The sequence below is a fragment of the Micromonospora sp. NPDC004704 genome (assembly GCF_053601675.1).
Genome location: NZ_JBSGCD010000025.1, coordinates 98715 through 115280 on the forward strand (window position 1 = coordinate 98715; position 16566 = coordinate 115280).

Sequence of the window (16566 nt, forward strand, 5' to 3'; positions counted from 1 at the left end):
CCACCGGTCCGTCCCGTAGTGAGTCTCGTAGTAAGTAAGGAAGGGCCCCTCGTCGTCGAGGGGCCCTTCCTCTTCACCCAACCTCAGCCGGCGCGGCCGATGCGCTCCAGTTCCGTACGGCTGTAGTCGGCCGGGACGTGGTCCATCCCGCTGCGGTCGACCGGGGTGCCCCGGTGCCGACCCCGCCGGTCGAGTACGCCGATCGCCGCGATCAGCAGCCCGAACACGGCGATCCCGCTGACCAGCCCGATCGCCGGGTAGAACGAGTCCGGTACGTGCCCGGGTGCCGGTGCGTCGCTGGCCAGGATCGCGGTGACCCCGGCCAGGGCGATCGCGCCGCCGATCTGGAACGAGGTCTGTACCAGCCCGGAGGCGAGACCCTGTTCCTCGTCGGCCACCCCGGAGGTGCCCTGGATGTTCAGGGTCGGGAAGGCCAGCGCGAACCCGGCGCCGAGCAGCAGCATCGTGGGCAGGATCACGCCGACGTAGTTGGCCTGCCCGTCGATCCGCAGGAACAGCAGGTACGCGGCCAGGAAGGCGACAAAACCGCCGGCCACCACCGGGGCGGTGCCGAACCGGTTGACCAGTCCACCGACCCGGGGCCCACCGAAGGCGACGATCAGCCCGGCCGGCAGGAACGCCAGCGCCATGGACAGCGGCGACCAGCCGAGCACCACCTGCACGTAGAGCGTGCCGATGAACTGGAACCCGATGTAGGAACCGGTCACCGCGAGCGCGCCCAGGTTGGCCCGTACCAGGGTCCGGTTGCGCAGGATGCCGAGGCGTACCAGCGGGTGGGCGACCCGGCGTTCGATCGACACGAACGCCACGACCAGCGCCGCCACCAGGGCGAAGGACCCGAGCGTACGGGCCGACAGCCAGCCGGCGTTCGGCGCTTCGACCACGGCGTACACCAGGAGCAGTAGCGCCGCGGTGGAGGTGGCCGCGCCGCCGAGGTCGTAGCCGGCACCGGCCGGGCGCTCGGTCCGGTGACGCGGGATGAGCTTGATCCCGGCGATCAGGATGACCAGCGCGATCGGTGCCGGGAGCAGGAAGGTCATCCGCCACCCGGCCTCGGTCAGCAGCCCGCCGAGGATGAGGCCCATGGAGAAGCCGCTGGCCCCGCAGGCGGTGTAGAAGCTGAGCGCCCGGTTGCGGGCCGGGCCCTCGTGGAACGTGGTGGTGATGATCGACAGGCCGGCCGGGGCGGTGAAGGCGGCGGCGACGCCCTTGACGAACCGGGTGCCGATCAGCAGGTTCGGGTCGTCGACCAGGCCGCCGAGCAGGGATGCGAGGGCGAAGACGCCGATCGCCCAGAGGAAGACCCGGCGCCGGCCGAGCAGGTCCGCGGCCCGCCCGCCGAGCAGCAGCAGGCCGCCGTAGCCGAGCACGTAGCCGCTGACGATCCACTGCAGGGCCGAGTTGGTGAGCCCGAGGTCGGCCTGGATCGAGGGCAGTGCCACGCCGACCATCGAGACGTCGAGTCCGTCGAGGAAGAGCGCGCCACAGAGTACGAGCAGGGTGCCGTACAGACGGGCGGTCATGTGCGGCCCGCCGGTGGGGTTCTCCGGGGCGGATGACCCGGATGGTGGCTCGCTGTCGGATTTGGTCGGAGTTGTGGGAAGTGCCATGAGCAGCAACTTACTTGCGTCTGCATCTAATGCACAAGCAATAAGTGTATGAACACATTTTGCTTGAGCATCTGGTAGGATCGCGGACGTGTCCGAAGACGACCGGCTAGTAACCGAATGGCGCCAGCTCGCCAGCAGGTACGCGGCGGCTTCTTGCGCGCTCGAACGCGAGCTGCACGATCGACACGGCCTCGGGATGAGCGAGTTCGAGGTGATCGACCGGCTCGCCACCGCCGAGGCGGCCAAACTGCGCATGCAGGAGCTGGCCGAACTGGTACACCTGAGTCAGAGCGCGTTGAGTCGGGCGGTCGCCCGGCTGGAGCGCGACGGGCTGGTCTGCCGGGCGCTCTGCGAGCAGGACCGTCGCGGAGTCTTCGTCACGCTCACCGACACCGGTCGGCAGCGTCAGGAAGAGGCCCGGCCCACGCAGCGGGCGGTGCTGGAAGCGAGCCTCGGCGCGGCGGCAGTGCCGTCAGCCGGGTGACCCGCACCTCATCGACCTACAATTAGATCTGAACCACATTGGGAATGGCCGGTCAGAGGGCTAGCGTTGGCCAGTACGGACCCAAGACACCGTCGCAGGGGAGACTTTCACGTGACCACGCCAGTGCAGACCGAGTCGACTGAGTCGACCGAGGCAAAGGCCCCAAGCAGCATCGTCCTCACCGACATCGCGGCGCAGAAGGTCAAGGCCCTGATCGAGCAGGAAGGCCGCGACGACCTGCGGCTGCGGGTCGCCGTCCAGCCGGGTGGCTGCTCCGGCCTGCGTTACCAGCTCTTCTTCGACGAGCGCTCGCTCGACGGCGACGTCGTCAACGACTTCGGCGGCGTCGAGGTGGTTGTCGACCGGATGAGCGTTCCGTACCTCACCGGCGCGACGATCGACTTCGCCGACCGGATCGACGCCCAGGGCTTCACCATCGACAACCCGAACGCGCAGAACTCCTGCGCCTGCGGCGACTCGTTCCACTAGATCCGACCGCTCGGCGGCGCGGCCCAAGGGGTGCGTCCCACGAACCACCGGCGGGGCCTTCCGTGCCGCCTGCGCTGTCCAGCCCGACGCACGTCACACGTCGGGGCGGACAGTGCAGGTGGCGGGAGGCCCCGCTTTTGTCGTACCCGAAGGATTTTTCTCCTCCCGTGCCGACTCGTGACCCGGCGGTGGCCGCTAACCGACGGACCGGCGACGATCCGGTGGCCGGGCCGGTAGGCTGACTCGGCTGTACAACCGACACCGACCCGAGGGCCGACATGAAGATCGCCGTTACTGGCTCGATCGCCACCGATCACCTGATGCACTTCCCGGGCAGGTTCGCCGACCAGCTCCTCGCCGACCAGCTCGACAAGGTGTCACTCTCCTTCCTCGTCGACGACCTCGTGCTGCGCAGGGGTGGGGTGGCGGCCAACATCGCCTTCGGCATGGCCCAGCTCGGACTCCGGCCGATCCTGCTCGGCGCGGTCGGTGCCGACTTCGCCGACTACCGGTCCTGGTTGGAGCGGCACGGCGTCGACTGCGACTCGGTCCACGTCAGCGAGGTCGCCCACACCGCGCGCTTCGTCTGCACCACCGACCTCGACATGTGCCAGATCGCCTCCTTCTACGCCGGGGCGATGAGCGAGGCCCGCAACATCGAGCTGGCCCCGGTCGCCGACCGGGTCGGCGGCCTCGACCTCGTCCTGGTCAGCGCGAACGACCCGGCCGCGATGCTCCGCCACTCCGCCGAGTGCCGGGAACGCGGCTACGCCTTCGCCGCCGACCCGTCCCAGCAGCTCGCCCGGATGGACGGCAGCGACGTGGTCGGCCTGATCGACGGCGCCGAATACCTCATGACCAACGAGTACGAGAAGTCCCTGCTGCAGAGCAAGGCCGGGCTGACCGACGCCCAGCTCCTGGAGCGGGTCAAGGTCCGGGTCACCACCCTGGGCAAGGACGGGGTCGAGATCGCCGGCCGCGACTTCGCGACGTTCCGGGTACCGATCGCCCGCGAGATCGAGGCGACCGACCCGACCGGTGTCGGCGACGGCTTCCGGGCCGGCTTCCTCGCCGCCATCTCCTGGGGACTGGGCCTGGAACGGGCCGCCCAGGTCGGCTCGCTGATCGCCACCCACGTGCTGGAAACCGTCGGCCCGCAGGAGTACGAGGTCCGCAGCGACCTGTTCATCAAGCGGATGGCCGAGTCGTACGGGGGCGAGGCGGCCGAGGACATCCGGCCGTACCTGAACGCCTGAGCGGATGCCCGTACCCGTGAACGGCCACCTGGTCGCGTTCGCCGGGCTGCCCGGGGTGGGCAAGAGCACCCTGGCGGCCCGGCTCGGGGCGGCACTGAACGCCCCGGTCCTGCCCGTCGACCCGATCGAGCGGGTGCTCGCCGAACACGGCATCCCCGCCGGCCACCTCTCCTACCTCAGCGTCGCCGCCCTGGCCGAGGTGCAACTCGGCCTCGGGCTGCCGGTGATCGTCGACGCGGTCAACCCGGTCGCCTCGGCCCGTGGCCTCTGGCACGACCTGGCCGAACGGACCGGGGTCCCGCTGCACGTGATCGAGGTCTGTTGCGCCGACGAGGCGGAACACCGCCGCCGGGTCGAAGAGCGCCCCGCCGCCCCCCTAGTCCCCACCTGGGAACAAACCCTGCTCCGCCGCGCCGAGTACGAGCCCTACATAGGCCCCCGCCTGATAGTCGACACCTCCATCCCCGGCGACCCCCTCCCCGCCATCCTCACCTACCTCCAGCCCGGTTCTCCTCGTTGACCCCGCCTCTCTCCGTTGATCATGAAGTTAGCGACGGATTTTCCGCCTTCAGGCGTCGCTAACTTCATGATCAACGGCTTTGGGGAGGGGGACCGAGAGGTGTTGGTGGGTTAGGAGCCAGGTGTGGTTGTGGCGTTGGAAGATTCGGGTGCCGCGGGACCAGGTGTCGGTGGCGGGGGCGTTGGGGGGCTCTATGCGTACGTGGTTGAGGCCCCAGGCGACGGCTAGGTCGTCGCGTACGAGGATCTTCAGGTCGGGGACCGTCCAGGTGACGGCCGTCTCGGGCGGGGCGGCGTCGAGGTTGCGCTTGCAGAGTTCGCGTACGGCGTCGATGCCCAGGTAGCGCAGCGGCTCCTCGTGCTCGTACGAGACCACGTCGTCGGCGATCGCGGCCATCATGCCGTCCAGGTCCCTCGCGGCGGTGTCGGCGAACCACCGCTCGTGCAGCTCCCGTACCTCCCGCTCAGCATCGAGATCATCACGGGCGGGGCTGTCGATCGGGTCGCTCAGCGGGAACGAGTGGTGCTCGTGGGCGATCACCCAGCGGCCGTCCTCCCGGCGTAGCCCGAAGGTCAGCCGAAGCCGGTTGGCCGGATTCGCGGCGAGATCCTGCTCGGTCCCGCAGCGCAGCAGGGCGTACGCGAAGGCAACGTCCTCGCCCGCCGTGACCTCCAGCGACTCGATTTCGAACGAGGCGCCACCGCGCTGCCACTCGAAGAAGGACGGCCACGTATCCCGGTAGGCGTCGAGCCCGCGCACCCCCTCGTACGGTGGCGGCACGTCGAACATCACGACGTCCTTGGCGTGGTCGGCGAGCACCCCGCTCAGGTCGCCGCCGTGCACCGCCTCGGCCCAGTGTTCGATCAGGGCGCGGATCTGCTCTTCGTTGGTCGACATGGGTAAGCCCAATCCCTCCGGCTTGATTACGTCCGTCAGGGACTACAACCCGCGCCAACCCGAAAACTCATCGCAGCGCCCGCTCGGGGTTCCCGGGCACGTCGATCCCCGGCTGCTCAGCCCTGTGACGAGCCGACAACAACAGGGTTCAGCAGCCGTGGATCCGGCCCGTGGTGGCGAGGAAGGAGGCCCAGGCGGGACGGTCGAAGACGAGTACGGGGCCGGCCGGTTCCTTGCTGTCGCGTACGGCGATCGACCCGTCGGGCGCGGCGGTCGAGGTGGGCAGGAACGTCCACTCGACGCAGGCCCCGTTGTCCGTGCTGCGGCCGCTCTTGACCCAGTGGCGTGGCTCAGGTCGGGGTGGACACGAGGGTCCTCCGGGGCGGCTAGACCAGACCGGCCAGCTCCCGGATCATCGCGCGGGAATCGGCGGGGAAGAGGGCGCCCCCACGCAGGTCGTCTGCCACCAGCTATAAGCCCGTACGCTGCCCGGACCCTCCACGTACATGTCCCACCTGCCCACCCGACGCTTCGCCACCTACGAGCAGTACGGCCCCCCTCGACGGACACGTACGCCCGGGGAAACCACCCTGCCCACCCCGCTACCCCTTCGTCGATCTAGGGCGAATACATGTGAGTTGATCTCCGATCACCACCATTTGCCCTAGATCGCCGAAACGTCGGGGCGGGGAGGGGCGGGGGAGGGGAGGGGAGGGGAGGGAGGGGTTACTGGAGGCGGCGGAGGTCGTAGGCGGGGGAGCCGGCGACGGACACGGCGGCGACGAACTCCTGGCCGCGCATGCGGCACCAGGCGGGGAAGTCGATCGCGGCGGCCGGGTCGTCGGCGAGGACCCGCAGGACCGCACCGACCGGCAACTCGGGCAGGCGGCGGGCGGCGGCGATCACCGGCAGCGGGCAGCGCTGCCCGAGACAGTCCAGCACCTCGACGGGATCGGAAGAGGCGGCGGCGGTCACAGGCCCACCACCCCGGCCTCGGCCCGCAGGTCGGCGACGACCGTGGGCAGTTCGGCCAGGAACCGGTCCACCTCGGCGGCGGTGCTCTCCCGGTGCAGGGAGATCCGTACGTTGCCGTGTGACAACACTCCCATCGCCGCCAGCACGTGCGACGGTTCCAGGGTCGACGAGGTGCAGGACGAGCCGGAGGAGACCGCGAACCCGCGCCGGTCCAGCGCGTGCAGCAGCGCCTCGCCGTCGACGTACAGGCAGGAGAAGGTGACCAGGTGCGGGAGCCGGTCATCCGGGTCGCCGACCACCTCGACGTCCGGGACCGTCGCGGCGACGGTCGCCCGGATCCGGTCGACCAGGGCCGACAACCGGGCCGCCTCCGCGACCGCGTCGGTGGTCACCGCCCGCAGCGCGGCCGCCGCCGCCACGATCGCCGGCAGGTTCAACACCCCCGGCGTACGCCCGGCCTCCCGCTCGTCCTCCGGGTAGGGCGACAGCCAGCGGGTGCCCTTGCGGACCACCAGCAGCCCGACGCCGGGCGGCCCGCCCCACTTGTGCGCGCTGGCCGACAGGACCGACCAGCCCTCCGGCAGCGGCACCCGGCCGAGGGACTGGGCCGCGTCGACGTAGAGCGGGACCCCGGCCGTGGCGCAGACCTCGGCCGCCTCGGTCACGGGCTGTAACGTACCGACCTCGTGGCTGGCACTGATCAGTGCGGCGAACGCCACACCGGGCGCGGTCACCGCCGCCGACCAGGCCGCCGGGTCGATCCGGCCCAGCCGGTCCACGGGTACGGAGACCGCCGAACCGCCGGCCGTCACGTGCCGCCCCGCCGCGTGCAGGACCGCGGAGTGTTCGATCGCCGAATGCACCAGCATGTTCCCCGCCCGGCGGCGCCCGGCCAACCCGCCGAGCACGGCGGCGTGCGCCGCGGTCGTACCGCTGGCGGTGAAGGAGAGCTCGTCCGGGCGTACCCGCAGGATGTCGGCGGTCGCGGCCCGCGCCGCGTCGAGTAGCTGGCGTGCCCGGCGGGCCTGCGTGTACAGCTTGGCCGGGTCGGCCCAGCCGTCGGTGAGGGCGGCGAGCAGGGCCTGGCGGGCCACCGGATGCAGTGGTGCGGCGGTGGCTGTGTCGAAGTAGACCGGCGTTACGCTCTCCGGCGGCGCTACGGGGTTCACACTGTGAACGGTAACCCGGCTCGGATCGAGCAAGATCCCCATTGGGGGACAGAGTGACCCCAGAGCCGTTCGGCCCGGCATGGTCGAGTAATCTGCGACCGTCGGTGACGCCTTTGCTGTTGGTACGGAAAACAGACACCAGCGGCGCGCTAGGGAGGCAGGACCAGGTGGTCGCAAGGGGTTCAGATGTACGGCCCACGGCCGGAAGGCGCAGCCAACGGCGTAATGCCGTCCGGCTCGCCGGGCTCGGTGTCGGTGGCGCGGCGCTGCTGACCCTGCTCACCGGCTGTGACGTCGGCGAGGCGGTTAACGGCTTCGGTTGGCCGCAGGGCGGAATCACGCCGCAGTCGCACCGGATGTACGACCTGTGGATCGCGTCCGCGATCGCCGCGCTCGCGGTCGGCGTATTCGTGTGGGGCCTGATCTTCTGGTGCATCATCCGTTACCGCAAGCGCGGTGACTCGCTGCCCGTACAGACCCGGTTCAACATGCCGATGGAGTTCCTTTACACCATCGCGCCGGTTCTCATCGTGGCGGTGCTCTTCTACTACACCGCGATCATCCAGACCGACGTCGACCGGACGTCGAAGAACCCGGATGTGACCGTCGAGGTAGTCGCGTTCAAGTGGAACTGGCAGTTCAATTACCGCGACGGTGTCGGACCCGACGCCAACACGGTCGCCTCCACGCTCGGCACCACCGAGGTGATTCCGATCCTGGTGCTGCCGACCGACCGGACCATCCGGTTCGAGGAGACCAGCAAGGACGTCATCCACTCGTTCTGGGTGCCCGAGCTGCTCTTCAAGCGGGACGTCTTCCCGGGCAACGTACGCAACGTCTTCGAGGTCACCCGGTTGACCACCGAGGGCGCGTACGTCGGCCGCTGCGCCGAACTCTGCGGCACGTACCACTCGATGATGAACTTCGAGCTGCGCGTGGTCTCGCCGACCGAGTACGACCAGTTCCTGGCGGCGAAGAAGGCCGGTCAGTCGACGCAGGACGCGCTGAGCGCGATCGGCGAGGATCCGCTGGCCACCACGACCGAGCCGTTCAAGACCCGGCGTGACGAGAACAACTTCAACAAGACCAACGCTACCGGCGTGGGAAGCTGAGGACGGGCATGAAGTCTGAGTGGCGCCTCTTCGGCATCCTCGCGGTCTTTCTGTTCATCGCGACCTTCGTCTACGCGGGTTGGACCGATGGTCAGATGGGCCACGTCGACTGGATCGGCAGCACCGCCCTGGCGCTGTCCACCCTGCTCCTGTTGATGTGCGGTGGCTTCTTCTGGTTCGTCTCCCGGCGGATCGACCCGCGCCCGGAGGACCGGCCGGACGCGGAGATCGCGGACGGCGCCGGGGAGATCGGCTTCTTCAGCCCCGGCAGCTACTGGCCGTTCGGCCTGGCCGTCTCGGCCAGCATCGCCGGCCTCGGCCTGGTGTTCTGGCTCTGGTGGCTGATCGGCGTCGGCCTGCTCGCGGTCATCTTCTCCGCCTGCGGCCTGCTCTTCGAGTACTACTCCGGCACCCGGCGCACCGCCGAGCACTGAGCCGGTAGCCGGCAACACCGGCAACACGCATCGAGCCGTCGACCGGGATCCGTCCCGGTCGACGGCTTTTTGGCATGGTCACCGAGACTCGGCATGGTCTCCCGCATGCGGGACCGGGCTGTACGCAGAGGTGCGTACAGCCCGGCGAAAGCACTGGTAGAGCCCCTAACGGCCGACGTGGGCCCCTTCGGGGAGGGGTCAGGCTTCCTCGGACGCCTTGGCGGCCGTGGCGACCTCGATCCAACGGTCGAGGGTACGGGCGGCGGCGCCGGAGTCGATCGACTCCTCGGCGACCCGCAGCCCCTCGCGCAACGACGTCATCAGGTCGCCGCCCAGCCCACCGGCGGCAGCCAGGGCCGCTGCCGTGTTGACCAGCACCGCGTCCCGGACCGGGCCGCGCTCACCGGCGAGCAGCCGGCGGGCGGCGTCGGCGTTGAAGGTCGCGTCCCCGCCACGCAGGTCACCCGGGGCGGAGCGGGGCAGACCGAGGTCGGTCGAGTCGACCACGGTCTCGGTCACCCGGCCGTCGGCGGCGACCCACACCCGGGTCGGCGCGGCGGTGCTGAACTCGTCCAGCCCGTCCTCACCCCGCATCACCAGCACCGAGTCGCCACGGCCGGCGAACACGCCGGCCATCACCGGGGCCATCCGCAGGTCGAAGCAGCCGACCGCGGCGGCGGTGGGCCGGCCCGGATTGGTCAGCGGACCGAGGAAGTTGAAGGCGGTCGGCACGCCGAGTTCACGGCGCGGAACCGAGGCGTGTCGAAAGCCGGGGTGGAATCGGGCGGCGAAACAGAAGCCGATCCCGACCTCGGTGACGCAGCGTGCCACCCCGGCGGGGCTGAGGTCGAGCGGGATGCCGAGGAATTCGAGCAGGTCGGCGGCACCGCACGAGGAGGAGGCGGCCCGGTTGCCGTGCTTGACCACGCGTACGCCGGCCCCGGCCACCACCATCGCGGTCATGGTCGAGATGTTGACCGTGTGCGCCCGGTCGCCGCCGGTGCCGACCACGTCGACCGCGCCGGCCCGGATCTCGTCCGGCAGGTCCACCGGCACCGCGCTGGTGAGCATCGCCTCAACCAGACCGGCCAGCTCGGCGGTGGTCTCACCCTTGGCCCGCAGCGCCATCGCGAACCCGGCGATCTGGACCGGGGTGGCCGACCCGGACATGATCTCGCCCATCGCCCAGGCCGTGTCGGCGGTGGACAGTTCCTCGGCGCGCAGCAGCGCGGCGAGCAGGTTCGACCAGGTCCGTTCGCCCACGGTGGGCCTCCCGAGCGGGGGTTGGGATACGGGCTGTGGCGCAGGTTCCCCGGTGGGCTCGACCGCGTGGGGCGCGGTCGGCCGGTCCAGCGTCAGGCCGCGCTGCTCGCCCCGCTCGCGCGTACGCGCAGCAGGTCGGCGACGGTCCGGCCGGTGGTCACCGGGTCGAGCGGGTGCACCAGGGTCGCGTCGACCTGGGCGTACGCGGCCAGCCAGCGGTCCGCCGCGCGGGCGATCACCACGCAGGTGGGCGGTGAGTCCTCACGGTCGTCCTTGATCTGCCGCGCGATGCCGATGCCGCCGGCCGGGGTCGCCTCACCGTCGAGCAGCATCAGGTCGATCTCGTAGGTGTTGACCAGCCGGACGCACTCCGCGTAGGTGGAGGCGTCGACGAACTCGACCGAGAGGTCACTGGCCGGACGGGTGCCCACGGCGGAGCGCATCCGGTCCCGGACCTGCGGGTCGTCGCTGTACAGCAGGACGGTGTAAAGACGTTCGGTCATCGGTCCCAGGGCTCCCAGGTCGTAGCTGCCCGCTGATCGTACCGGTCGCCGCCGGGCGGGCCGGTTCCACCCGTGGACAGGGGCCGGGGCCGCCCGGATGGCGGGACCGGGCGATCGACGTCCCGCCCCGTCCGCGACCCGCGGTCGGTCCGGTGCCACCCCCGGCCGGTCGGGCCGGGGTACGGACTCAGCCGGTCGCGCCGCCGGACACGCTCGAAGCGGAGGCGCTGCCGGACGGGGTCGGGACGCTGCCGGACGGGGTCGGGGTGCTGCCGGACGGGGGCGGGACGGGCGGGTCGGCCTCGTCGGGGCCCACGGGGTCGAGCGTGGTGGTGGAGGGCGCCCCAGCGGCGGAGACGGTGGCGGCGGCGAGGTCGCGGGCCTCCTGGCGGTCGAGCTCACGGTCGACCCGGCGGGCCTCCCGCTCCGACTGCCGCATCCACTGGAGCACCAGAACCGCGATCATTGTCACGCTGACGAACTCGCCACCGGCCCACAGGATGCCCCCGGCGACCTTCTGGTCGGCCCACGGGTCGGACCAGTCGAGGGCGAGCGAGGGGTACCAGTCGCCGCCGAAGAGGGTGGAACTCTGCATCACGGTGAGCCCCAGCACGGTGTGGAACGGCACCGAGAGCAGCATCAGCAGCGCCCGTCCCGGGTACGGCCAGCGTCCCGGCAGCGGGTCCAGCCCGACCAGCGGCCAGAAGAACAGGCAGCCGGTGAGGATGAAGTGGGCGTGGATCAGCTCGTGCGCCCACGCGTGTTCGAGGGTGAAGCGGTAGAGGTCCGTGAAATAGAGCACGAACGGGTTCACCACGAACAGGCCGAAGGCGAACAGCGGAAAGGCGAGCACTCGGGCCACCCGGCTGTGCACCACCGCGAGCAGTCGGCGACGCGGCGCGCCGGTGAGCGTACGCAGAGCGAGGGTCATCGGCGCGCCGAGCGCGAGGAAGATCGGCGCGACCATGGACAGGACCATGTGCTGAACCATGTGTACGGACAGCAGCGACGTGTCGTACGCGTGCAGCCCGCTGACCGTCACCGCCGCTATCGAACCGAGTCCGGGGCCGATGAACAGCACCGTCCGGGAGACCGGCCAGTGGTCGCCACGTACCCGCAGCCGGTGCACCCCGTACAGGTAGAGGCCGGTGGCGAGCACCAGGCCGACCGCCAACCAGCTGTCCAGCCTGGTCTGGGTGAAGATCGCGGAGACGGTGAACGGGGGCGGACCGGAAACCTCGGCCGACGCCAGGGTCGGCGTCAAGGTCGAGGTGAGGGTGTGAATCGGATCGACGCGCAGCACGTTTTTCAGGCTAGGCCAGTCGAAGCGGGCAAGGTTAGCTACCCCGGAACTCGTGCCGGTTTTGCCACCCCGAGGATCGCGGGTGCTGATCGGGGGCAATAATGACCGCGTGACAGCGGCCCCAGCCATTGACAAGAGCCGGATCCACTCTCTGACGCGTCCGAACATGGTCAGCGTCGGGACGATCGTGTGGCTCTCCAGCGAACTGATGTTCTTCGCGGCGCTCTTCGCGATGTACTTCTCGATCCGTGCGGCTGCGCCGGATCAGTGGGAGAAGCACACCGAGGTGCTCAAGGTCCCGTACGCGACGACGTTCACGGTGATCCTGGTGTTGTCCTCGGTCACCTGCCAGCTCGGCGTCTTCGCCGCGGAGCGGGGTGACGTGCATGCGCTGCGGCGTTGGTTCACGCTCACCTTCGTGATGGGCCTGATCTTCGTGCTTGGTCAGCTCAACGAGTACCGCAGCCTGGTACACGAGGGCGTCAAGATCAACACGGACGGCTACGGATCGATGTTCTATCTGACCACCGGCTTCCACGGCCTGCACGTCACCGGTGGTCTGATCGCGTTCATCATCTTCATGATGCGCACCACCATGGGTCGGTTCACCCCGGCTCAGGCCACCTCGGCGATCGTCGTGTCGTACTACTGGCACTTCGTCGACGTTGTGTGGATTGCGCTGTACGGCATGATCTACTGGCTTCAGTGATCATGGCGCCGTCACCTTGCGCGCCGCCGCCCCGTCCCTGAGAAAAGGTCGAGACACCGTTAAGGACACAGGCCATGACTTCTGACACCCCCAGCGCGCGAACCGGCGCGGCCGGCTCCGATGCGGGCGGCCCCGGGACGCGGGCCAGCCGGGGCGATCGCCAACGCGGCATCTTCGCGCGGCTGCGCAGCGGCCGGTCCGCGCCGCGCAGCCGGGGCCGCCGGCGGCTGGGCGCCGCCGTGCGCCTGGTGGCCGCCCTGATCCTGGCCGGCGGTGCCTACACCGTGTTCGCGCCGGGCCTGCAGGCGCAGGACACCCCGCAGCTTTCCAGCGCGGCCCAGGAGGGCAAGGCGCTGTTCGACGTCAGCTGCGTCTCCTGCCACGGCCGCAACGCCCAGGGCATCGAGGGCCGGGGCCCGAGCCTGATCGGCGTCGGCTCCGCCTCGGTCGAGTTCCAGGTGGGATCCGGGCGCATGCCGCTCGGCCGCCAGGAGGCTCAGGCCGAGCGCAAGCCCCCGGTCTTCAACGAGGACCAGACCACCCAGCTCGGCCAGTACGTCCAGGAACTCGGCGGCGGGCCGCAGGTGCCCGAGCGCGAGAACTTGAGGGCCGGCGGCGACGTCGCCGAGGGCGGCGAGCTCTACCGGATCAACTGCGCGGCCTGCCACGGCTTCGGCGGCGGCGGTGGTGCGCTCTCCTCGGGCAAGTTCGCGCCGAACCTGAAGCCGGCCACCGACCGGCAGATCTACGCCGCGATGCTCACCGGCCCGCAGAACATGCCGGTCTTCGGTGACAACCAGATCCGCCCCGAGGAGAAGGCCGACATCATCGCCTTCGTCCAGGAGACGCTGAAGCACGAGCAGGACCCGGGTGGCTTCTTCAACCTCGGCCGGTTCGGCCCGTCCACCGAGGGTCTGGCCATCTTCCTGGTCGGCATCGTCGCGCTGGTCTTCACCAGTCTCTGGATTGCGGGGAAGTCATGAGCACCGGCACCACGCACGGGGCGGCCGAGCACGAGGAGCTCGACCTGAACGACCCCCGGCTGTCGCACTTCGAGGTCATGAAGGAGGGCGCGCGGCGGGACGGCATCGAGATCGTCCACTACGAGCCGCCGTTCCCCGTTCTCGGCACCAAGGCCGAGCGTCGGCTGACCCGTACGATTTCGTTGTTCTTCCTGCTCACCGGCCTGGCCGCGACCGCCTTCCTGGCGATCTACATCTGGTGGCCGTGGGAGTACAAGCCGGGTTCCGGTGACGACAAGGTCTTCACCCCGCTGCTCGGCCTGACCCTCGGCCTGGCGCTGCTCGGCGTCGGCTTCGGCATCCTGGCCTGGGGCAAGAAGCTGCTGCCCAAGGAGGTCTCGATCCAGGGCCGGCACGACGGCGGATCGGACCCGACGGACCGGAAGATCGCCGGTAGCACGATCGTCTACATGGCCGAGGAACTCGGCTTCAAGCGCCGGCCGCTGCTCGGGTTCGCCGCGCTGGCCGGGCTCGCCCCGGTCGGTCTGGTCGCCGCCGCGCCGCTGGTCGGTGGTCTGATCCAGCAGCCGCACAAGAACAACCAGATGTTCACCACCGGCTGGGCCCCGCATGACGGCAAGAGGGTCCGGCTGACCCGCGAGGACGGCACGCCGCTGCGTCCCGAGGACGTCAGCGCCGGTGGCCAGCTCACCGTCTTCCCGGGCATCGAGGACGGCGTCAGCAACAAGCACGCCGACTCCCCGACGCTCCTGATCCACCTGCGCGAGGACGACGCCCGTCGGGCCGAGGCGGCCAACAACAGCGCGAACCACGAGAACTTCATGTGGGGCAACTACATCGCGTTCTCGAAGATCTGCACCCACGCCGGCTGTCCCGCGAGCCTCTACGAGCAGCAGACCAACCGGCTGCTCTGCCCGTGTCACCAGTCGCAGTTCCTGATCACCAGCAATGCCCGACCGGTGTTCGGGCCCGCCAGCCGCCGCCTGCCTCAGCTGCCGATCGAGGTGGACGAGGAAGGCTTCTTCGTGGCGAAGTCCGACTTCACCGAGACCGTCGGGCCAGACTTCTGGGAGCGGCCGTGAAGCGCCGAAAGTTCGACGTAGCAGCGGTACCGGGCAAGGCTGCCGGCGAGGTCGACGACCGGCTGCAGGTGGCCACCCCGTTGCGGGCGTTGCTGAACAAGGTCTTCCCGGACCACTGGTCGTTCCTGCTGGGCGAGATCGCGCTCTTCTCGTTCGTCGTGCTGCTGCTGACCGGTGTCTTCCTGACCTTCTTCTTCGAGCCCGCGATGACCGAGGTCACGTACAACGGCAGTTACGCGCCGCTGCGCGGGGCGCACATGTCGGCCGCGTACGCCTCCAGCCTGGACCTCTCGTTCGATGTCCGCGGTGGCCTCATCATGCGGCAGATGCACCACTGGGCCGCCCTGATGTTCATGGCGTCGATCGTCGTGCACATGATGCGGATCTTCTTCACCGGCGCGTTCCGCAAGCCGCGTGAGCTGAACTGGATCATCGGTACGCTGCTGTTCTGGATCGGCTTCCTGGCCGGCTTCAGCGGCTACTCCCTTCCGGACGACGGCCTCTCCGGCACCGGCCTGCGGATCGCCTCGGCGATCATGCTCTCCATCCCGGTGATCGGCTCCTGGGTGACCTCGTCGATCTTCGGTGGCGAGTTCCCCGGTGACATCATCATCAGCCGGTTCTACATCGCCCACGTGCTGCTGATCCCCGGTCTGCTGCTGGCGTTGATCAGCGCCCACCTCGGCCTGGTCTTCAAGCAGAAGCACACCCAGTGGCCCGGCCCCGGCCGGACCAACAGCAATGTGGTCGGGGAGCGGATGTTCCCCCGCTACGCGCTGAAGCAGGGCGGCTTCTTCATGATCGTCTTCGGCGTGATCGCGCTGCTCGGCGGTCTGTTCCAGATCAACCCGATCTGGCTGTTCGGCCCGTACGAGGCCTGGGTGGTCTCCTCGGCCAGCCAGCCCGACTGGTACGTGATGTTCCTCGACGGCTCGACCCGGTTGATGCCGTCCTGGCAGATCAACATCCCGATCGGTGACGGGTACGTCATCCCGCCGCTGTTCTGGCCAACGGTCGTGCTGCCGGGCATCCTGACCATGTTGCCGATCTTCTACCCGTTCATCGAAGCGCGGTTGAACAAGGACAACAAGATCCACAACCTGTTGCAGCGCCCCCGGGACAACCCCAGCCGTACCGCTCTCGGTGCGATGGCCGTCTCGTTCTACCTGGTGCTGACCCTCTCGGGGGCCAACGACGTCATCGCCGACAAGTTCTTCATCAGCCTGAACGCGATGACCTGGGCCGGCCGGATCGGTCTGATCCTGGTGCCGCCGCTTGCGTACTACGTCACCTACCGGCTCTGCCTGGGTCTCCAGCAGCACGACCGCGAGGTACTGGTACACGGCGTCGAGACCGGCATCATCCGCCGGCTGCCGGACGGGCGCTTCATGGAGGTGCACCAGCCGCTGGCCGACACCGACGAGCACGGCCACGGCGGGCTCGAGTACGTCGGCTGGGTGGTCCCGAAGAAGATGAACCGGCTCGGTGCACTCGGACCGGCCATCAAGGGCTTCTTCTACCCGATCGAGAAGCCGGTCGAAGCCCCGGTCTCACCCGGTCACCCCCCGGTAGAACCCCTCGACCGCGAGGAAATCACCAGCACCAAGCACTAACCCCCGCACCCCCAGCACCAACGTGGCGCCCGCCGAACCCCGGCGGGCGCCACGCCCTTCCCCACCCCACCCACCCCCACCCACCCCACCCTCACCCCGTTGATCATGAAGTTAGCGACGCTCCGGAGCCTCCGGGACGTCGC

Annotated in this window: 16 protein-coding genes and 2 pseudogenes; 10 read left to right on the forward strand and 8 right to left on the reverse strand. The window is 69.5% G+C overall.

The features are described 5' to 3' along the window. Positions 1–83 precede the first annotated feature (83 nt). Positions 84–1544, reverse strand: a complete 1461-nt coding sequence (locus ACWEFB_RS27785; RefSeq protein ID WP_452290036.1) for an MFS transporter — start codon at positions 1542–1544, stop codon at positions 84–86. A gap of 175 nt (positions 1545–1719) precedes the next feature. Between ACWEFB_RS27785 and ACWEFB_RS27790 the strand changes: the two genes are divergently transcribed. From ACWEFB_RS27790 to ACWEFB_RS27805, 4 genes are all read left to right on the forward strand, one after another. Continuing rightward, a complete protein-coding gene (locus tag ACWEFB_RS27790) occupies positions 1720–2115 on the forward strand; it encodes a MarR family transcriptional regulator (protein ID WP_326556657.1) in 396 nt (131 codons plus the stop codon). A 111-nt stretch (positions 2116–2226) separates the two neighbouring features. Continuing rightward, positions 2227–2604 (forward strand): iron-sulfur cluster insertion protein ErpA, encoded by a 378-nt coding sequence (gene erpA / locus ACWEFB_RS27795; RefSeq protein WP_363602933.1) that lies wholly within the window; start codon positions 2227–2229, stop codon positions 2602–2604. A gap of 278 nt (positions 2605–2882) precedes the next feature. Next, complete coding sequence (locus tag ACWEFB_RS27800) at positions 2883–3860, forward strand: carbohydrate kinase family protein (RefSeq protein WP_452290038.1); 978 nt, start codon at positions 2883–2885, stop codon at positions 3858–3860. A 4-nt stretch (positions 3861–3864) separates the two neighbouring features. Further along, positions 3865–4380, forward strand: coding sequence for an AAA family ATPase (locus ACWEFB_RS27805; protein ID WP_452290040.1), 516 nt, complete (start codon positions 3865–3867; stop codon positions 4378–4380). A gap of 48 nt (positions 4381–4428) precedes the next feature. Here ACWEFB_RS27805 and ACWEFB_RS27810 read toward each other — a convergent pair whose 3' ends face one another. From ACWEFB_RS27810 to ACWEFB_RS27825, 4 genes and pseudogenes are all read right to left on the reverse strand, one after another. Then, entirely contained in the window at positions 4429–5277 is an 849-nt protein-coding gene (locus tag ACWEFB_RS27810; protein ID WP_452290042.1) for an SgcJ/EcaC family oxidoreductase, read from the reverse strand. 148 nt (positions 5278–5425) lie between these two features. Beyond that, positions 5426–5608 (reverse strand): annotated as a pseudogene (locus tag ACWEFB_RS27815) (DUF397 domain-containing protein); the annotation flags it as partial. Between the two features lie 395 nt (positions 5609–6003). Continuing rightward, the gene (locus ACWEFB_RS27820) at positions 6004–6252 is read right to left on the reverse strand and encodes a sulfurtransferase TusA family protein (RefSeq protein WP_452290044.1); all 249 of its coding nucleotides are present in this window, start codon (positions 6250–6252) and stop codon (positions 6004–6006) included. Continuing rightward, the gene (locus ACWEFB_RS27825) at positions 6249–7421 is read right to left on the reverse strand and encodes a cysteine desulfurase family protein (protein WP_452290046.1); all 1173 of its coding nucleotides are present in this window, start codon (positions 7419–7421) and stop codon (positions 6249–6251) included. Before ACWEFB_RS27825 ends, ACWEFB_RS27820 begins: the two co-directional genes overlap by 4 nt. A 167-nt stretch (positions 7422–7588) precedes the next feature. On the opposite strand from ACWEFB_RS27825, the gene ctaC reads away from it, so the two are divergent. Continuing rightward, positions 7589–8533 (forward strand): aa3-type cytochrome oxidase subunit II, encoded by a 945-nt coding sequence (ctaC, locus tag ACWEFB_RS27830; protein ID WP_452290048.1) that lies wholly within the window; start codon positions 7589–7591, stop codon positions 8531–8533. A gap of 8 nt (positions 8534–8541) precedes the next feature. After that, on the forward strand, positions 8542–8967 hold the full coding sequence (locus ACWEFB_RS27835) for a cytochrome c oxidase subunit 4 (RefSeq protein ID WP_363603477.1): 426 nt from the start codon (positions 8542–8544) through the stop codon (positions 8965–8967). A 198-nt stretch (positions 8968–9165) separates the two neighbouring features. Here ACWEFB_RS27835 and trpD read toward each other — a convergent pair whose 3' ends face one another. From trpD to ACWEFB_RS27850, 3 genes and pseudogenes are all read right to left on the reverse strand, one after another. Beyond that, positions 9166–10230 carry an anthranilate phosphoribosyltransferase gene (gene trpD / locus ACWEFB_RS27840; protein ID WP_452290051.1) on the reverse strand — a complete coding sequence of 355 codons (1065 nt, stop codon included), beginning with the start codon at positions 10228–10230 and terminating at the stop codon, positions 9166–9168. A 92-nt stretch (positions 10231–10322) separates the two neighbouring features. Further along, positions 10323–10733 (reverse strand): hypothetical protein, encoded by a 411-nt coding sequence (locus ACWEFB_RS27845; protein WP_452290053.1) that lies wholly within the window; start codon positions 10731–10733, stop codon positions 10323–10325. 352 nt (positions 10734–11085) lie between these two features. After that, a pseudogene (locus ACWEFB_RS27850) lies at positions 11086–12036 on the reverse strand (cytochrome c oxidase assembly protein); the annotation flags it as partial. A gap of 109 nt (positions 12037–12145) precedes the next feature. On the opposite strand from ACWEFB_RS27850, the gene ctaE reads away from it, so the two are divergent. The 4 genes from ctaE to qcrB all read left to right on the forward strand — a co-directional run bounded on the left by ctaE (position 12146) and on the right by qcrB (position 16423). After that, complete coding sequence (gene ctaE, locus ACWEFB_RS27855; protein ID WP_452290064.1) at positions 12146–12745, forward strand: aa3-type cytochrome oxidase subunit III; 600 nt, start codon at positions 12146–12148, stop codon at positions 12743–12745. Positions 12746–12819: 74 nt separating this feature from the next. Next, complete coding sequence (gene qcrC / locus ACWEFB_RS27860) at positions 12820–13728, forward strand: cytochrome bc1 complex diheme cytochrome c subunit (protein WP_452290055.1); 909 nt, start codon at positions 12820–12822, stop codon at positions 13726–13728. Beyond that, positions 13725–14810, forward strand: coding sequence for a cytochrome bc1 complex Rieske iron-sulfur subunit (gene qcrA, locus ACWEFB_RS27865; protein WP_452290057.1), 1086 nt, complete (start codon positions 13725–13727; stop codon positions 14808–14810). Before qcrC ends, qcrA begins: the two co-directional genes overlap by 4 nt. Beyond that, positions 14807–16423 carry a cytochrome bc1 complex cytochrome b subunit gene (gene qcrB / locus ACWEFB_RS27870; protein WP_326556672.1) on the forward strand — a complete coding sequence of 539 codons (1617 nt, stop codon included), beginning with the start codon at positions 14807–14809 and terminating at the stop codon, positions 16421–16423. The genes qcrA and qcrB overlap by 4 nt, the downstream gene beginning before the upstream one ends. The last annotated feature ends 143 nt before the right edge of the window (positions 16424–16566 follow it).

Bases quoted from the DNA above. Each gene is read 5' to 3' on its own strand.
- ACWEFB_RS27785 (WP_452290036.1), bottom strand. From the start codon at position 1,544: ATGACCGCCCGTCTGTACGGCACCCTGCTCGTACTCTGTGGCGCGCTC.
- ACWEFB_RS27800 (WP_452290038.1), top strand. From the start codon at position 2,883: ATGAAGATCGCCGTTACTGGCTCGATCGCCACCGATCACCTGATGCAC.
- ACWEFB_RS27805 (WP_452290040.1), top strand. From the start codon at position 3,865: ATGCCCGTACCCGTGAACGGCCACCTGGTCGCGTTCGCCGGGCTGCCC.
- ACWEFB_RS27810 (WP_452290042.1), bottom strand. From the start codon at position 5,277: ATGTCGACCAACGAAGAGCAGATCCGCGCCCTGATCGAACACTGGGCC.
- ACWEFB_RS27835 (WP_363603477.1), top strand. From the start codon at position 8,542: ATGAAGTCTGAGTGGCGCCTCTTCGGCATCCTCGCGGTCTTTCTGTTC.
- ACWEFB_RS27845 (WP_452290053.1), bottom strand. From the start codon at position 10,733: ATGACCGAACGTCTTTACACCGTCCTGCTGTACAGCGACGACCCGCAG.
- qcrC (WP_452290055.1), top strand. From the start codon at position 12,820: ATGACTTCTGACACCCCCAGCGCGCGAACCGGCGCGGCCGGCTCCGAT.
- qcrA (WP_452290057.1), top strand. From the start codon at position 13,725: ATGAGCACCGGCACCACGCACGGGGCGGCCGAGCACGAGGAGCTCGAC.